The 14,301-nt window shown below is 60.0% G+C and carries 15 protein-coding genes; 13 read left to right on the forward strand and 2 right to left on the reverse strand.

What is annotated here, in order from left to right; genetic code table 11:
* The first annotated feature begins 8 nt into the window (after positions 1-8).
* The 11 genes from fabZ to ACH2DG_RS18715 all read left to right on the forward strand — a co-directional run bounded on the left by fabZ (position 9) and on the right by ACH2DG_RS18715 (position 11,152).
* A complete protein-coding gene (fabZ, locus tag ACH2DG_RS18665) occupies positions 9-449 on the forward strand; it encodes a 3-hydroxyacyl-ACP dehydratase FabZ (RefSeq protein ID WP_184708138.1) in 441 nt (146 codons plus the stop codon).
* A 6-nt stretch (positions 450-455) separates the two neighbouring features.
* The gene (gene lpxA, locus ACH2DG_RS18670; protein ID WP_224149659.1) at positions 456-1,256 is read left to right on the forward strand and encodes an acyl-ACP--UDP-N-acetylglucosamine O-acyltransferase; all 801 of its coding nucleotides are present in this window, start codon (positions 456-458) and stop codon (positions 1,254-1,256) included.
* Between the two features lie 14 nt (positions 1,257-1,270).
* On the forward strand, positions 1,271-2,434 hold the full coding sequence (lpxB, locus tag ACH2DG_RS18675) for a lipid-A-disaccharide synthase (protein ID WP_395027953.1): 1,164 nt from the start codon (positions 1,271-1,273) through the stop codon (positions 2,432-2,434).
* A complete protein-coding gene (rnhB, locus tag ACH2DG_RS18680) occupies positions 2,406-3,053 on the forward strand; it encodes a ribonuclease HII (protein WP_395027954.1) in 648 nt (215 codons plus the stop codon). Before lpxB ends, rnhB begins: the two co-directional genes overlap by 29 nt.
* Before the next feature lie 48 nt (positions 3,054-3,101).
* The gene (locus ACH2DG_RS18685; RefSeq protein WP_395027955.1) at positions 3,102-3,887 is read left to right on the forward strand and encodes a TrmH family RNA methyltransferase; all 786 of its coding nucleotides are present in this window, start codon (positions 3,102-3,104) and stop codon (positions 3,885-3,887) included.
* 279 nt (positions 3,888-4,166) lie between these two features.
* Positions 4,167-5,354, forward strand: a complete 1,188-nt coding sequence (gene carA / locus ACH2DG_RS18690; protein WP_395027956.1) for a glutamine-hydrolyzing carbamoyl-phosphate synthase small subunit — start codon at positions 4,167-4,169, stop codon at positions 5,352-5,354.
* Between the two features lie 64 nt (positions 5,355-5,418).
* On the forward strand, positions 5,419-5,778 hold the full coding sequence (locus tag ACH2DG_RS18695) for a hypothetical protein (protein ID WP_395027957.1): 360 nt from the start codon (positions 5,419-5,421) through the stop codon (positions 5,776-5,778).
* 63 nt (positions 5,779-5,841) lie between these two features.
* The gene (carB, locus tag ACH2DG_RS18700) at positions 5,842-9,087 is read left to right on the forward strand and encodes a carbamoyl-phosphate synthase large subunit (protein WP_395027959.1); all 3,246 of its coding nucleotides are present in this window, start codon (positions 5,842-5,844) and stop codon (positions 9,085-9,087) included.
* A 184-nt stretch (positions 9,088-9,271) separates the two neighbouring features.
* The gene (gene greA / locus ACH2DG_RS18705; protein WP_184708283.1) at positions 9,272-9,748 is read left to right on the forward strand and encodes a transcription elongation factor GreA; all 477 of its coding nucleotides are present in this window, start codon (positions 9,272-9,274) and stop codon (positions 9,746-9,748) included.
* 13 nt (positions 9,749-9,761) lie between these two features.
* Positions 9,762-10,208, forward strand: coding sequence for a DUF4149 domain-containing protein (locus tag ACH2DG_RS18710; protein WP_395027960.1), 447 nt, complete (start codon positions 9,762-9,764; stop codon positions 10,206-10,208).
* Between the two features lie 59 nt (positions 10,209-10,267).
* Complete coding sequence (locus ACH2DG_RS18715; RefSeq protein ID WP_395027962.1) at positions 10,268-11,152, forward strand: Kdo hydroxylase family protein; 885 nt, start codon at positions 10,268-10,270, stop codon at positions 11,150-11,152.
* A gap of 121 nt (positions 11,153-11,273) precedes the next feature.
* Here ACH2DG_RS18715 and ACH2DG_RS18720 read toward each other — a convergent pair whose 3' ends face one another.
* Both ACH2DG_RS18720 and ACH2DG_RS18725 read right to left on the reverse strand, forming a co-directional pair.
* Positions 11,274-11,993, reverse strand: coding sequence for a glycosyltransferase (locus ACH2DG_RS18720; RefSeq protein ID WP_395027964.1), 720 nt, complete (start codon positions 11,991-11,993; stop codon positions 11,274-11,276).
* A gap of 28 nt (positions 11,994-12,021) precedes the next feature.
* The gene (locus tag ACH2DG_RS18725) at positions 12,022-12,492 is read right to left on the reverse strand and encodes a YhbY family RNA-binding protein (protein ID WP_395027966.1); all 471 of its coding nucleotides are present in this window, start codon (positions 12,490-12,492) and stop codon (positions 12,022-12,024) included.
* 31 nt (positions 12,493-12,523) lie between these two features.
* Between ACH2DG_RS18725 and ACH2DG_RS18730 the strand changes: the two genes are divergently transcribed.
* Both ACH2DG_RS18730 and ACH2DG_RS18735 read left to right on the forward strand, forming a co-directional pair.
* Positions 12,524-13,180: an RlmE family RNA methyltransferase gene (locus tag ACH2DG_RS18730; protein WP_395027967.1), complete on the forward strand. Its 657-nt coding sequence runs from the start codon at positions 12,524-12,526 to the stop codon at positions 13,178-13,180.
* A 238-nt stretch (positions 13,181-13,418) separates the two neighbouring features.
* Positions 13,419-14,301 (forward strand): ATP-dependent metallopeptidase FtsH/Yme1/Tma family protein (locus ACH2DG_RS18735; RefSeq protein ID WP_395027968.1); only part of this gene is annotated, 883 nt, incomplete at its 3' end.

Raw genomic sequence — 14,301 nt, forward strand, 5'->3', positions numbered from 1 at the left:
AGTTCACTATGATGGATATTCAAGGAATTCTCAAGCAACTGCCCCACCGCTACCCATTTTTGCTGGTGGATCGCGTGCAGGAGCTGGAGCGCAACACCCGCATCAGGGCGATCAAGAACGTCACGTTCAACGAGCCGTTCTTCACTGGCCATTTTCCTGGCCGCCCTGTCATGCCTGGTGTGCTGATCCTCGAAGCCCTGGCACAGGCCGCGGGCCTGCTGGCGTTCGACGCCATGGGGCAGGTTCCTGATGAGAACAATATCTACTACTTTGTCGGTATCGACTCAGCGCGTTTCAAGCGGCCGGTTGTGCCTGGGGACCAGCTCGTGCTGGAAATCACGATCGACCGCGTACGCGGCGGTATCTGGAAGTTCAAGGGCGTCGCCAGCGTGGACGGCGAAGTGGCTGCCGAAGCCGAGCTGATGTGCACCATGCGTCACGTGGAATGACCGTCGATGACGGCTGTCAGTTCCATTCATCCCACCGCGATTGTTGACTCTGCGGCCCAGCTTCACCCTACGGTGACGGTTGGGCCGTATGCTGTTATCGGCCCGCAGGTGCGTATCGGCGCCCACACCAGCATTGGCGCCCATTGCGTGATCGATGGCATCACCACCATCGGTGAGTCGAACCAGGTCCATTCGCACGCAGCCCTGGGCGGCGCGCCGCAGGACAAGAAGTATGCGGGGGAGCCCACCCGCCTGGAAATCGGCAATCGCAATACCATCCGAGAGTTCTGCACCTTCAATACGGGCACCATGCAGGACCAGGGTGTGACCCGCATCGGCGACGACAACTGGATCATGGCCTACGTGCATATTGCCCATGATTGCCAGGTGGGGAACAACACGATCCTTGCCAACAATGCAACACTGGCAGGCCATGTGCAGGTGGCAGACTGGGCCATCATTGGCGGGCTGACCGGTGTGCACCAGTTCAGCAAGGTCGGCGCCCATGTGATGGCGGGCTTTGCCAGCCACATCAGCCAGGACGTGCCGCCGTTCACCATGGTGGATGGTCATCCGCTGGCTGTGCGCGGGCTGAATCTGGAAGGACTGCGCCGCCGTGGTTTCAGTGCCGAGCGCCTGGCCGTCATCAAGCAGGTCTATCGGGTGTTGTACCGCAGCGGCCTGACCTTGCAGGCCGCCGTGGACGCATTGCAGAACCTGCATGGCAGTTGCGAGCCCGAGGCGCAGGCCGATGTGCAACTGATGCTCGACTTTCTGGCGCAATCGACGCGCGGCATTGTGCGCTAGGGCGCAAGGCTGCCATGCAAGCTCCGTCTCATCCATTTCTGGCCATGGTCGCCGGGGAAACCTCTGGTGACCTGCTGGCGAGCCTGGTGCTCCAGGGCCTGCAGGCCGATTTTCCCGATCTCCATGCCGCTGGTATCGGCGGTCCGCGAATGGCGGCACATGGCTTTGATGCCTGGTGGCCGAGTGAGCGCCTTGCCGTGCATGGCTATAGCGCCGAATTGGTCAGGCGCATCTGGGGCATCCTGCGTATCCGCAAGCAACTGGTGCAGCGCCTGACGGCCCGAAAGCCGCAGCTGTTCATGGGAATTGACGCGCCCGACTTCAACCTGGGCGTAGAAGAGCGCTTGCGCGCGAATGGTATCAAGACGGTGCACTTTGTCTGTCCTTCCATTTGGGCCTGGCGGCCTGAGCGCGTAGAGAAGATCCGCCGCGCAGCAGATCACGTGCTGTGCATCTTTCCATTCGAGCCGGCCTTGCTCGCACAGCACGGTATTGCGGCAACCTATGTGGGGCATCCGCTGGCCAATGTGATTCCGGTTGAGCCTGATCGCGGTGCGGCCCGTCGCAAGCTCGGGCTTGCCGAAGAGGGCGAAGTTCTGGCCGTGCTGCCAGGCAGCCGGGCATCGGAAGTCGGCTACATCGCCAAGCCATTTTTCCAGGCGGCGGCTATGCTTTTGCGAGCACGCCCTTCGCTTACAATCCTGGTCCCTGCTGTTCCGGCTTTGCGTGCGCGTATCGATGCACTGGCTGCTGAGTGCGGGATATTGGATCGCATCAAGATTCTTGATGGACAGTCGCACCTGGCGCTGGAAGCTTGTAACTGCACCCTGATAGCCAGCGGCACTGCCACCTTGGAAGCGGCGCTGTTCAAGCGCCCAATGGTCATCAGCTACCACATGCACCCCATCAGCTGGCGGCTGATGAAGCGCAAGCAATTGCAGCCCTGGGTGGGCTTGCCCAATATTCTGTGCCAAGATTTCGTGGTGCCCGAGTTGCTGCAAGATGCCGCGACGCCGCAGGCGCTGGCCGATGCGGTTGCGCAGTGGCTGGATGCGCCTGTGCGCGATCCGTCACGACTCGCTTTGCTGGAGCAGCGTTTTTACGACCTGCACCTAGAATTGCGCAGGGATACACCGAAGCTTGCCACCGATGCCATCCAGAAAATACTTGCTGCCTGACCAGGCTCCTTTGCCATGGCATCCGCCAGGCCTGGTTGCGGGGGTGGATGAAGCCGGGCGAGGACCGCTTGCCGGACCGGTGGTGGCTGCCGCAGTCATTTTGGACGAACGCGCACCGATTGAGGGGTTGGCAGATTCCAAGAAATTGACAGCACTCAAGCGCGAAAAGCTCTACGACGAAATCCGCGCCAAGGCTCTGTGCTGCTCGATTGCACTGGCCACGGTGGAGGAGGTGGACACCCTCAACATCCTGCAGGCCACCATGCTGGCCATGCAGCGCGCGGTTCTTGGTTTGCGGCTCAAGCCCGTGTGCGTTCTGGTGGATGGCAACCGGCTGCCGCAGCTCGATGTTCCGGCAGAGGCCATCGTCAAAGGCGATGCACTGGTACCTGCGATTTCGGCTGCATCCATCCTGGCGAAGGTGCATCGTGACCGCTGGTGCGAAGAGATCGACCGCACCCATCCGCAATATGGCTTTGCCGCGCACAAGGGCTATGGCACAGCTTTGCATCTGGCTGCCTTGCATGCCTATGGTGCATGCCCCGAGCACCGCCGCACCTTTGCGCCGGTAGCTCAGGTATTGGCCATGAAACAAGGTGCCAGCGGTCTGGCCAAATGAATACGTGTCTGAGCGAGCCTGCCGGCTTGCCTGGCCAAAGGAAGAGCTGTGCATACTGACAAACAGGCAACTTACATCCAGTCCCGCGACAATGCGCTCGTCAAGGAACTGCGCCGCTTGATGGAAGACGGTGCAGCCTATCGCAAGCAGGGCAGGGTCTGGATTGAGGGCGATCATTTGTGCCGTGCGGCGCTGGCACGCGGCAAGCGGCCCTCCGTGGCAGTCTTTTCCGAGAAATTCTGGCAGACAGCGCCTGTTGAATATACGCGAACTGCTCCTAAGAACATAGTCATCGAAGACGCCTTGTATGCAGGCCTGTCGCCGCTGCCATCGCCTGCACCCTTTGGGTTTCTGATGGATTTGCCGGCAGAGGCTGCTTCTGCTGTGCATGGCAAGGCAGCCGTCGTGCTTGATAGGGTGCAGGATGCGGGCAATGTGGGCTCCATCCTGCGCAGTGCTTCGGCCTTTGGCTTTGGTCAGGTGATTGCCATCAAGGGCAGTGCGGCGCTCTGGGGTGCCAAGGTGCTGCGCGCGGGCATGGGGGCGCATTTTGCGCTGCACCTGGTGGAAAACGCTTCCGTCGAGGATGTGCTGGCGCTGCAGCAGCCGTTGCTGGTGACCAGTTCACACCAGGGTGATTGGCTGCACAAGGCTGCCTTGCCCTGGCCGTGCACCTGGGTGATGGGGCATGAAGGGCAGGGAGTGTCTGCCGTGCTGCAGGACGGCGCCCATCAGCACATCCGCATCACGCAGCCTGGAGGCGAAGAGTCGCTGAATGTGGGCGCAGCCGCAGCCATTTGCCTGCATGCCAGTGCAGCGGCACGCGCAAAGTAATACCTAGAGTGTTCGATATGCGCTTTGCGTTTCAAAATAACGATATATACGCAATGTGTAGGGTGAAAACTGCGCAGAGTGTGTAATTTTTGCCTGAAAACCCCTGCAATCGGCACCTCTGCTGACTCAGGATGCAGCTTCCACGCTACAATGGGTGGCTTTCAAGTAATCACGTCGCCCGGCTGCACTCAAAGCAATCTCTCATAAGCACAGTCTTCACTGGCAGATCAAAAGATCCGCCGAAGGCTCCGGGCGACCCGTAACCATCCGGAGAACCCAGTGTTTTTGTCTCAACAGGGCGCGTTTCCCCCCGCCATCCTGGCGCTCGCAGACGGCACGGTCTTTATTGGCAACTCGATTGGTGCGCAAGGCACCACGACCGGCGAGGTGGTGTTCAACACCGCCATGACCGGCTACCAGGAAATCCTTACCGACCCCAGTTACTGCCAGCAGATCGTGACGCTCACGTATCCGCATATCGGCAACTATGGGATCAACGCCGAGGATATTGAGTCCGACAAAGTCTATGCTGCAGGCTTGATCATCAAGAATCTGCCACTCCTGGCCAGCAACTTCCGCAGCACCGAAACGCTGTCTGCCTACCTCAAGCGCACCAAGACCGTTTCCATCGCCAACATCGACACGCGCAAGCTCACCCGCCTGCTGCGCGACAAGGGTGCGCAGAACGGGGCCATTGTGGGGCTGGCAGAGGGCGAATCTGTATCGCAGGCACATATTGACGAAGCCATCGCCGCAGCCAAGGCAGCCCCCAGCATGAAGGGCCTGGATCTGGCCAAGGTGGTGAGCGTGACCGAGGCCTACGAATGGACGCAGACCGAATGGCAACTGGCCCGTGCCGATGGCACGCCGGGGTACGGCAAGCTGCAGAACCATGAATTCCATGTGGTGGCCTACGACTATGGCGTCAAGAGCAACATCCTGCGCATGCTGGCCGAGCGCGGCTGCCGTGTGACCGTGGTGCCTGCCCAGACCTCTGCCGCCGACGTGCTCAAATACCAGCCCGACGGTGTCTTCCTGTCCAACGGCCCTGGTGATCCAGAGCCCTGCGATTACGCCATTGTGGCCGCGCGCGAGATCATGGACAGTGGCGTGCCCACGTTCGGCATCTGCCTGGGCCACCAGATCATGGCCCTGGCGGTGGGGGCCAAGACTTTCAAGATGCAGAACAGCCACCATGGCGCCAACCATCCGGTCAAGGACCTGGACAGTGGCCGGGTCTGCATCACCAGCCAGAACCACGGCTTTGCGGTGGATGTAGCCAGCTTGCCCGCCAACGCCCGCGCCACGCATGTCAGCCTGTTTGACGGCACCTTGCAGGGCATGGAGCGTACCGACAAGCCTGCCTTCTGCTTCCAGGGCCACCCAGAAGCATCTCCGGGGCCGCATGATGTGTCGTACCTGTTCGACCGTTTTGTGAACCTCATGCGCAAGCACAAAAAGGCGTAAGCACAGGCAAAAAAGGCAATCAGCCAGGCCTGATTATTTTGATGAAGAGAGGGATTTTGCTGCCATGAAACTGTTTTCTTTTCCAGTCGCCACGCTAGAAAAAGCCATCAGCAAGCGCATCATGACGCTATCGCCAGACCACAAGGAATGGTTCATGGCGCGCTGGCAGCAAAAGCCCTACAAGAAATCCTTCCTCGACAACAAGGCCTTGCCCCTGGTCACCGTCGTGGCCAAGTGCAAGACCATGGAAGACGAGGAATTCAACCAGGTGATGGCGGAGTGGGATGCCAAGTTCTACGAAGCCGAAGCTGAAGTGCTGCGCCCCATGGTGCAGGGCGATGGCCTGCTGCAGTTGATGCAGAAGAACCTGCCCGAAGCCCGCGTGCAAGCCATTTTGAATAAATTAGATACCGACCGCGTGTGAATAAAGCGCTGGTAGCTATACAAAATATAGCGCTCCAGCGTACGCGATTGCAAGGCGAGCCCTATGTCTAAACGCACAGACCTTAAAAGCATTCTTATCATTGGCGCTGGCCCGATCATCATCGGCCAGGCCTGCGAGTTCGACTATTCCGGCGTCCAGGCCTGCAAGGCACTGCGCGAAGAGGGCTACAAAGTCATCCTGATCAACAGCAATCCTGCAACGATCATGACCGACCCGGCCACCGCCGACGTCACCTACATCGAGCCCATCACCTGGCAGACGGTCGAGAAGATCATCGCCAAGGAGCGCCCCGATGCGATCCTGCCCACCATGGGTGGCCAGACCGCGCTGAACTGCGCGCTGGACCTGTGGAAGAATGGCGTGCTCGACAAGTACAAGGTCGAGTTGATCGGCGCCAAGCCCGAAGCCATCGACAAGGCCGAAGACCGCCTGAAGTTCAAGGACGCGATGACCAAGATCGGTCTGGGCTCGGCGCGCTCTGGCATCGCTCACAGCATGGAAGAGGCCTGGGAAGTGCAGAAGAACGTGGGTTTCCCCACCGTGATTCGCCCCAGCTTCACCCTGGGCGGCACCGGCGGCGGCATCGCCTACAACCCGGAAGAGTTTGAAACCATCTGCAAGCGCGGCCTGGAAGCTTCGCCCACCAATGAGTTGCTGATCGAGGAATCGCTGCTCGGCTGGAAAGAGTACGAGATGGAAGTGGTGCGCGACACCGCGGACAACTGCATCATCGTCTGCTCAATCGAGAACCTCGATCCCATGGGCGTGCATACTGGCGACTCGATCACCGTGGCGCCCGCGCAGACGCTGACCGACAAGGAATACCAGATCATGCGCAACGCCTCGCTGGCGGTGCTGCGCGAGATCGGCGTGGACACGGGCGGCTCCAACGTGCAGTTCTCGGTGAATCCGAAGGACGGCCGCATGATCGTCATCGAGATGAACCCGCGCGTGTCGCGTTCGTCGGCGCTGGCCTCCAAGGCCACGGGCTTCCCGATTGCCAAGATCGCTGCCAAGCTGGCCGTGGGTTACACCCTGGATGAACTGAAGAACGACATCACCGGCGGCAAGACGCCTGCATCGTTCGAGCCCACCATCGACTACGTGGTCACCAAGATTCCACGTTTCGCGTTCGAAAAGTTCCCTGCTGCCGACAACCGCCTGACCACGCAGATGAAGTCTGTGGGCGAGGTGATGGCCATTGGCCGCACCTTCCAGGAATCCTTCCAGAAAGCCCTGCGTGGCCTGGAAGTGGGCGTGGACGGCATGAACGAGAAGACCCAGGACCGCGAGATTCTGGAAAAGGAGCTGGGAGAGCCCGGCCCCGACCGTATCTGGTACGTGGGCGATGCCTTCGCTGCCGGCTGGTCGCTCGACGAGGTGCACAGCATCACCAAGATCGACAAGTGGTTCCTGGTGCAGATTGAAGAAATCGTCAAGCTGGAACTGGCGCTGGATAAGCACACCGAAGCGCAAGGCGACAAGGCGCTGTCGTCGCTGACGGCGCAAGACCTGCGTGGCCTCAAGCAAAAGGGCTTCTCGGATCGTCGCCTCGCCAAGCTGCTGCACACCACCGACAAGGCCGTGCGCGAAGCGCGCAAGGCTCTGAACGTGCGCCCCGTGTTCAAGCGCGTGGACACCTGCGCAGCCGAGTTCGCCACCAACACCGCGTACATGTACTCGACGTATGACGAGGAGTGCGAAGCGCAACCGAGCCACAAGAAGAAGATCATGGTGCTGGGTGGCGGCCCCAACCGTATCGGTCAGGGCATCGAGTTCGACTACTGCTGCGTGCACGCAGCCCTGGCCATGCGCGAAGATGGTTACGAAACCATCATGGTCAACTGCAACCCCGAGACTGTCTCGACCGATTACGACACCAGCGACCGCCTGTACTTCGAGCCCGTGACCCTGGAAGACGTGCTGGAGATCGTTGCTGTCGAAAAGCCCGCTGGCGTGATCGTGCAGTACGGTGGCCAGACGCCTTTGAAGCTGGCTCTGGCGCTGGAGGCCGAAGGCGTGCCAATCGTCGGCACCTCGCCGGACATGATCGACGCGGCGGAAGACCGCGAACGTTTCCAGCAACTGCTGCAATCGCTGAGCCTGCGCCAGCCTCCCAATGCCACGGCACGCACCGAAGCGCAGGCCATGGAGCACGCACGCGAGCTGGGCTACCCGCTGGTGGTGCGCCCCAGCTATGTGCTGGGTGGCCGCGCGATGGAAATCGTGCATGAGGAACGCGACCTCGAGCGCTACATGCGCGAAGCCGTGAAGGTGAGCAACGACTCGCCGGTGCTGCTGGACCACTTCCTCTCGAACGCCATCGAATGCGATGTGGACTGCGTGCGTGACCGCACTGGCAAGGTCTTCATTGGCGGCGTGATGGAACACATCGAGCAGGCTGGCGTGCACTCGGGCGACTCGGCCTGTTCGCTGCCACCGTACTATCTGTCCAAGGCGACGGTCGATGAAATCAAGCGCCAGACCGCAGCGATGGCCGAAGGCCTGAACGTGGTCGGCCTGATGAATGTGCAGTTCGCCATTCAGGAGAGCGACGGCAAGGACATCATCTACGTGTTGGAAGTGAACCCGCGCGCGTCGCGTACGGTGCCATTCGTCTCCAAGGCTACGGGCATTCAGCTGGCCAAGGTGGCTGCACGCTGCATGGTGGGCGACACGCTGGAAGAGCAAGGCATCACCCAGGAAGTGACGCCGCCTTACTTCAGCGTGAAGGAGGCCGTGTTCCCGTTTGTCAAATTCCCTGGTGTGGACACCATCCTCGGCCCCGAGATGAAATCCACAGGCGAAGTGATGGGCGTGGGCAAGACCTTTGGCGAGGCCTTCGTGAAGAGCCAGCTGGGTGCAGGCACCAAGCTGCCGCGCACGGGCAAGGTGTTCCTGACTGTCAAGAATACTGACAAGGCGCGCGCCGTGCAAATTGCCAAGGAACTGGCTGCCATGGGCTTTACCCTGTGTGCCACCCGTGGCACGGCGGCGGCGATTGCCGAGGCTGGCGTCGAAGTGCAGACGGTGAACAAGGTCACCGAAGGTCGCCCCCACATCGTGGACATGATCAAGAACAATGAAATTGCGATGGTCATCAACACTGTGGAAGAGCGCCGCAACGCGATTGCCGATTCGCGCGCCATCCGTACCAGCGCCTTGCTGGCCCGGGTGACGACCTTCACCACTATTTTCGGTGCCGAAGCTGCCGTGGAAGGCCTGCGCAACATGGACAACCTCGACGTCCATTCCGTGCAGGAGCTGCATGCCAGCCTGAAGTCCTGATTCCTGCTACCAGCCTGTGCGCCGATTTTGTGCCGGAGCACAAAAATCGGCATAATAGGGACTGACTCGCAACCGCCGCGCTCCCAGCGCGGCGGTTTGCTTTTGAACCATCCGCCGCCGTGCGGGGCGTATGTATGCCACATGCCAGCAAATGCTGGCATTGAACATGTTTGTGGAGACCGAAATGGCCACTATTCCGATTACCAAGCGCGGAGCAGAAAAGCTCAAGGAAGAGCTGCAGCGCCTCAAAACCGTAGAGCGCCCGGGCGTGATCGCGGCGATTGCCGAAGCGCGCTCGCACGGCGACCTGAGCGAAAACGCCGAATACGACGCCGCCAAGGACCGCCAGGGCTTCATCGAAGGCCGTATCCAGGAGGTGGAGGCCAAGCTGTCGGCCGCGCAGATCATCGACCCCAGCCAGCTCGATGCTGGCGGCAAGGTCGTGTTTGGCGCGACCGTGGATCTGGAAGACGAAGAGAGCGGTGACCCTGTGACCTACCAGATCGTGGGCGAAGATGAGGCTGACCTGAAGCAGGGTCTGATCAATGTATCGAGCCCGATTGCCCGCGCGCTGATCGGCAAGGAAGAAGGCGACACCGCAGAAGTGCAGGCCCCGGGTGGCGTGCGCCGCTACGAAGTGGTGGGCGTGCGCTACCTCTGAGCCAGAGCAGACTATGCCCATGATTGCCAGCCTGAAAGAGCGTCTGCCGATTTTTGCCGCCGCACTGTGGTGGGGCAGCCTGTCGGTCATTGGATTCATGGCAGTGCCCATGCTGTTTGCCAGCTTGCCACTGGTTGCGATGGCTGGCTTCATGGCCGCCAAACTGTTTGCGGCGCAGACCTGGGTGTCGGTCGCCTGCACCTTGCTGCTTCTGGTGATGGCCAAGGACAAGCAGGCCAATGCGCTTTATCCGTGGGCGCGGGCTGCCATCGGTTTCGTTCTGGCCGGCATGCTGCTGGCCTTGGTGGTCCAGTATGGCATCTCGCCCAAAATCGTGGCGCGCCAGAACCTCAAGCTCTGGCACAGCCTGGGCACGCTCATGTACGCACTGCAATGGCTGTGTGCTGCCATCGTGCTGTGGCGCCTGTCCGGCCGCGTGCAGAGGCACGGCTCCCATTGACCGAATGGCTTGACCTGCGGCAAAACAGCAGCAGGTAGCCGGGGTACACTGGAGCGGCCATGCAATCTCAAATCCTCAAAATCGACGCAACGGACTGGAGCCAGGTCCATGGTTGCGATGAATGGACGGCGGCTGTCGAAGCCGGCAAGGTTCTGTATTTCCCCCAACTGCGCTTTGCACTGTCCGATCAGGAAAAGACGCTGCTGCGCCCGGATGTCCGCGATCCCAAGACGCGCAACATCAGCTTGAACGTGAATGGCTCCATCAAAGGCGTTGCCGGTGACGCCGCCACGCAGGCTGCGGTTGCCGCCATGGTGGCGCGCTTTCGCGAGCAGGCCACGGCGTTGATTGCCGGGCTTTTTCCAGAGTACATGCCTGTGGTGCGAATGGCGCCCACCAGCTACCGCCCATCTCAGGTGGAAACACGTGCCCAGTCCTGGCGCGCAGACGACAAGCGCATGCATGTCGATGCTTTTCCCTCGCGCCCCAATTACGGCGAGCGCATTCTGCGCGTGTTCACCAATGTGAACCCCGATGGCCAGCCGCGCGTATGGCGGGTAGGGGAGCCGTTTGAAGACGTGGCAAGGAAATTCCTGCCCCGCGCCAAGCCCTACAGTGCCTGGCAGGCCAAGGCGCTGGAGCTGCTGCACGTCACCAAGTCCTACCGCAGCGAATACGACCACCTGATGCTTCAATTGCACGATGGCATGAAGGGCGACCTGGATTACCAGAAGAATGCGCCGCAGGAAACCGTGCCTTTTGCCGCAGGCTCCACCTGGGTGTGCTTTTCGGACCAGGCGGTGCATGCCGTGATGTCCGGCCAGTACATGCTGGAGCAGACCCTGTTCCTGCCGCCTGGCAGCGAGTACGACCCTGCGGCCAGCCCGCTGTCAATATTGACGCGCATGAAGGGCCGCCCGCTGGTAGATGTAGCGCAGCGTTAGCAGGCGCATGAGAGGCGCGTGACCAAGCGCATATCTGCTGCAGATTGGCATGAAAAAAAGGAGTTGATCGAGAGATCAACTCCTTTGTCTTTGTGTCTACACTTTTAACACGTTCTGCTGTTCAACCCCAGGCCTTCTCGATCCATTTTGCCGGTTGAATATGGTGAAAGCGCTTGTTACGACGGCCTTCCAAGGCATCGGGCGGATTCACTTCGCCGTGGAAGATGACGATCCGCGCATCGGAGGGCGGCAAGGGCTCCTTCCAGTAATTGCTGGGCCAGGCAGGAATGCAGTAGTACTTGAAACTGGGGCACCATGGTGCGGGCCAGTACTGCAGCTTGCCTTGCTGGTGCAGAAAGTGCGAGAGGTATTCCTGCTCGTTGCGGTACTGGGCACGCAGCTGGTCGGTATTGCTGCGAAAGTGTTCCAGCACATCGGCGTGCGCGCCCAGGGTGAACCGGTAGACTGACGAGTTGCCGACAATGCGCTCGCCAAAACGCCAGAAGCGCGGATAGTCGCGGATGATGCGGAATTCGCCGGGCAGGGTGAAAAAATCATCCAGGCTGCCCACAACCACTACATCCAGATCCAGAAACAGGGCTTGGCCCTGCAGGCCGTGGAGATCGCGCTCGAAGGTGGTGAGCTTCTTCCAGGCGCCATCCCGCTGGCCGGGGGCCAGATGGATGTTCAGGTCGGGGATGGGAAAGCACTCCACCTCGCTGCGGATGCCTTGGGTGTCGTCCGTCAGGCACACAAAACGAAAATCGCCACGAAGGTGGCGACGGACCATCGCATAAAGCCGGTTGACGTACTCGGGGCCGTATTTGGTACCCCATTTCATGCAAAGGATGTGGCGATCGGTCACACTATCAGCCCTGCTGTTTTTTGACGGACTTCTGTTTGGGCTTGGCACGCTTGATCTGGCCGCCGGAGGTCAGACGCTGGTTGCCGAGGATGCGAATCTGCTTGACCTCGGGCTTTTGCCAGCTGTTCTTGCTGAACTTGAGCACCTTGACTTCGCGTGGGCCGGGCTTGCGGTCTTCATCGTGCTGCTTTTCCTTGGCAGCCTTGGGGCGCCACAGCACCAGCAGCTTGCCAATGTGCTGGATGGGGGCGGCGTTCAGCTCGTCGGCCAGCTTCGCATAAATGGCTTCACGGGCTGCACGGTCGTCGGAGAACACGCGGATCTTGATCAGGCCATGCGCATTGAGGGCCAGATCGACCTCTTTCTGAACGGCTTCGGTCAGGCCGTCGCCGCCAATCAACACCACAGGGTCAAGATGGTGGGCTTCGGCGCGGTGTTCGCGTCGTTGGGCGGGGGTGAGTTGTATTTGGGGCATACCCGTATTATCAGGGTTCCTTGGAGTAAACATGAAATTAGGTACTAAAAGCAAGAAGATCAACAAGGCGTGGCTGAACCAGCACGTCAATGATCCCTATGTGCGCGCAGCGCAAAAAGACGGCTACCGCGCCCGCGCGGTCTACAAGCTCAAGGAAATCGATGAGCATTTCAAGCTCATTCGCCCCGGTGACGTCGTGGTCGATCTGGGGTCGACTCCGGGTGCCTGGAGCCAGTATGTGCGCCGCCGCCTCTCGCCGGATGGCGCGGCTGTGGGGGAACTCAATGGCGCCATCATTGGTCTTGACATGCTGCCGATGGAGCCGATCGAGGGCGTGGACTTCATTCTGGGCGATTTCCGGGAAGAAGAGGTGCTGGTGCAGTTGGAGGAAATTCTGGGCAACCGCCAGGTGGATGTGGTCATCTCCGATATGGCGCCTAATTTATCCGGGGTAGAAAATGTGGATGCCGCACGCATTTCGCACCTGATCGAGTTGGCCGTCGATTTCACCATCAAGCACATGAAGCCCGAAGGCACGCTGGTGGTCAAGCTATTCCACGGCAGCGGTTATTCGCAACTGGTGGATTTGTTCAAGCAGACTTTCGAGGTGGTCAAACCCTACAAGCCCAAGGCTTCGCGCGATAAATCGTCAGAAACCTATTTGCTTGGCATGCGTCTGAAGAAATAGGCTTTCGCTGTCAGCCACGGCCCCATTTCCGGGATTCCGCCCTGGAGCCAAGGGGCAAACAGGGGATTGGGCCCTTGAAAGTCCTAAAATAGCGCATACATGACACAACAGTTTCCTGTGTCTTTCCCGCAGGGCTTATGCAAACGAGGATGCACACAGGATATTTGCCCCGGGCAAATATCCTGGCTGAATCGGATTTGCGCAAGCCATGCCCTGATTTCCTACTACTGGAGCCCCCTTGAACAATCAGTGGTTTTCTAAGATTGCCGTTTGGCTGGTCATCGCCATGGTGCTTTTCACGGTGTTCAAGCAATTTGACAACCGTGCAGGCGCAGGCGCGACCAAGGTGCCGTATTCCGAGTTCCTGCAGGACGTGCGCAATGGCCGCGTCAAATCCGCCACCTTGCAGGAAAGTCCTTCGGGAACGGTGATTCTGGCCACAACGGGTGACGACCGCAAACTGCAGACCACCGCCACCTTCATGGATCGCGGCCTGATTGGCGACCTGATCAACAACAACGTCAAGTTCGACGTGAAGGAACGCGAAGAAGGTTCGCTGCTGATGAGCCTGCTGATCAGCTGGGGCCCGATGCTGCTCCTGATCGGGGTGTGGGTGTACTTCATGCGGCAGATGCAGGGCGGTGGCAAGGGCGGCGCCTTCAGCTTTGGCAAGTCCAAGGCGCGCATGCTCGATGAGAACAACAACACCGTCACGTTTGCCGATGTGGCAGGTTGCGACGAGGCCAAGGAAGAAGTCAAGGAAGTCGTGGACTTCCTGAAGGACCCCAACAAGTTCCAGAAGCTCGGCGGCCGCATTCCGCGTGGTCTGCTGCTGGTCGGTCCTCCCGGTACGGGCAAGACCTTGCTGGCCAAGTCGATTGCCGGCGAGGCCAAGGTGCCTTTCTTCAGCATCTCTGGCTCTGATTTCGTGGAAATGTTTGTTGGCGTAGGTGCGGCCCGCGTGCGCGACATGTTCGAAAACGCCAAGAAGAATGCACCTTGCATCATCTTCATTGACGAAATCGACGCAGTCGGCCGCCAGCGCGGTGCCGGCATGGGTGGCGGCAATGACGAGCGCGAGCAGACCCTGAACCAGATGCTGGTCGAGATGGATGGTTTTG

It is taken from the genome of Comamonas odontotermitis, from assembly GCF_040396735.1.
GTDB classification, from domain to species: domain Bacteria; phylum Pseudomonadota; class Gammaproteobacteria; order Burkholderiales; family Burkholderiaceae_C; genus Comamonas; species Comamonas odontotermitis_C.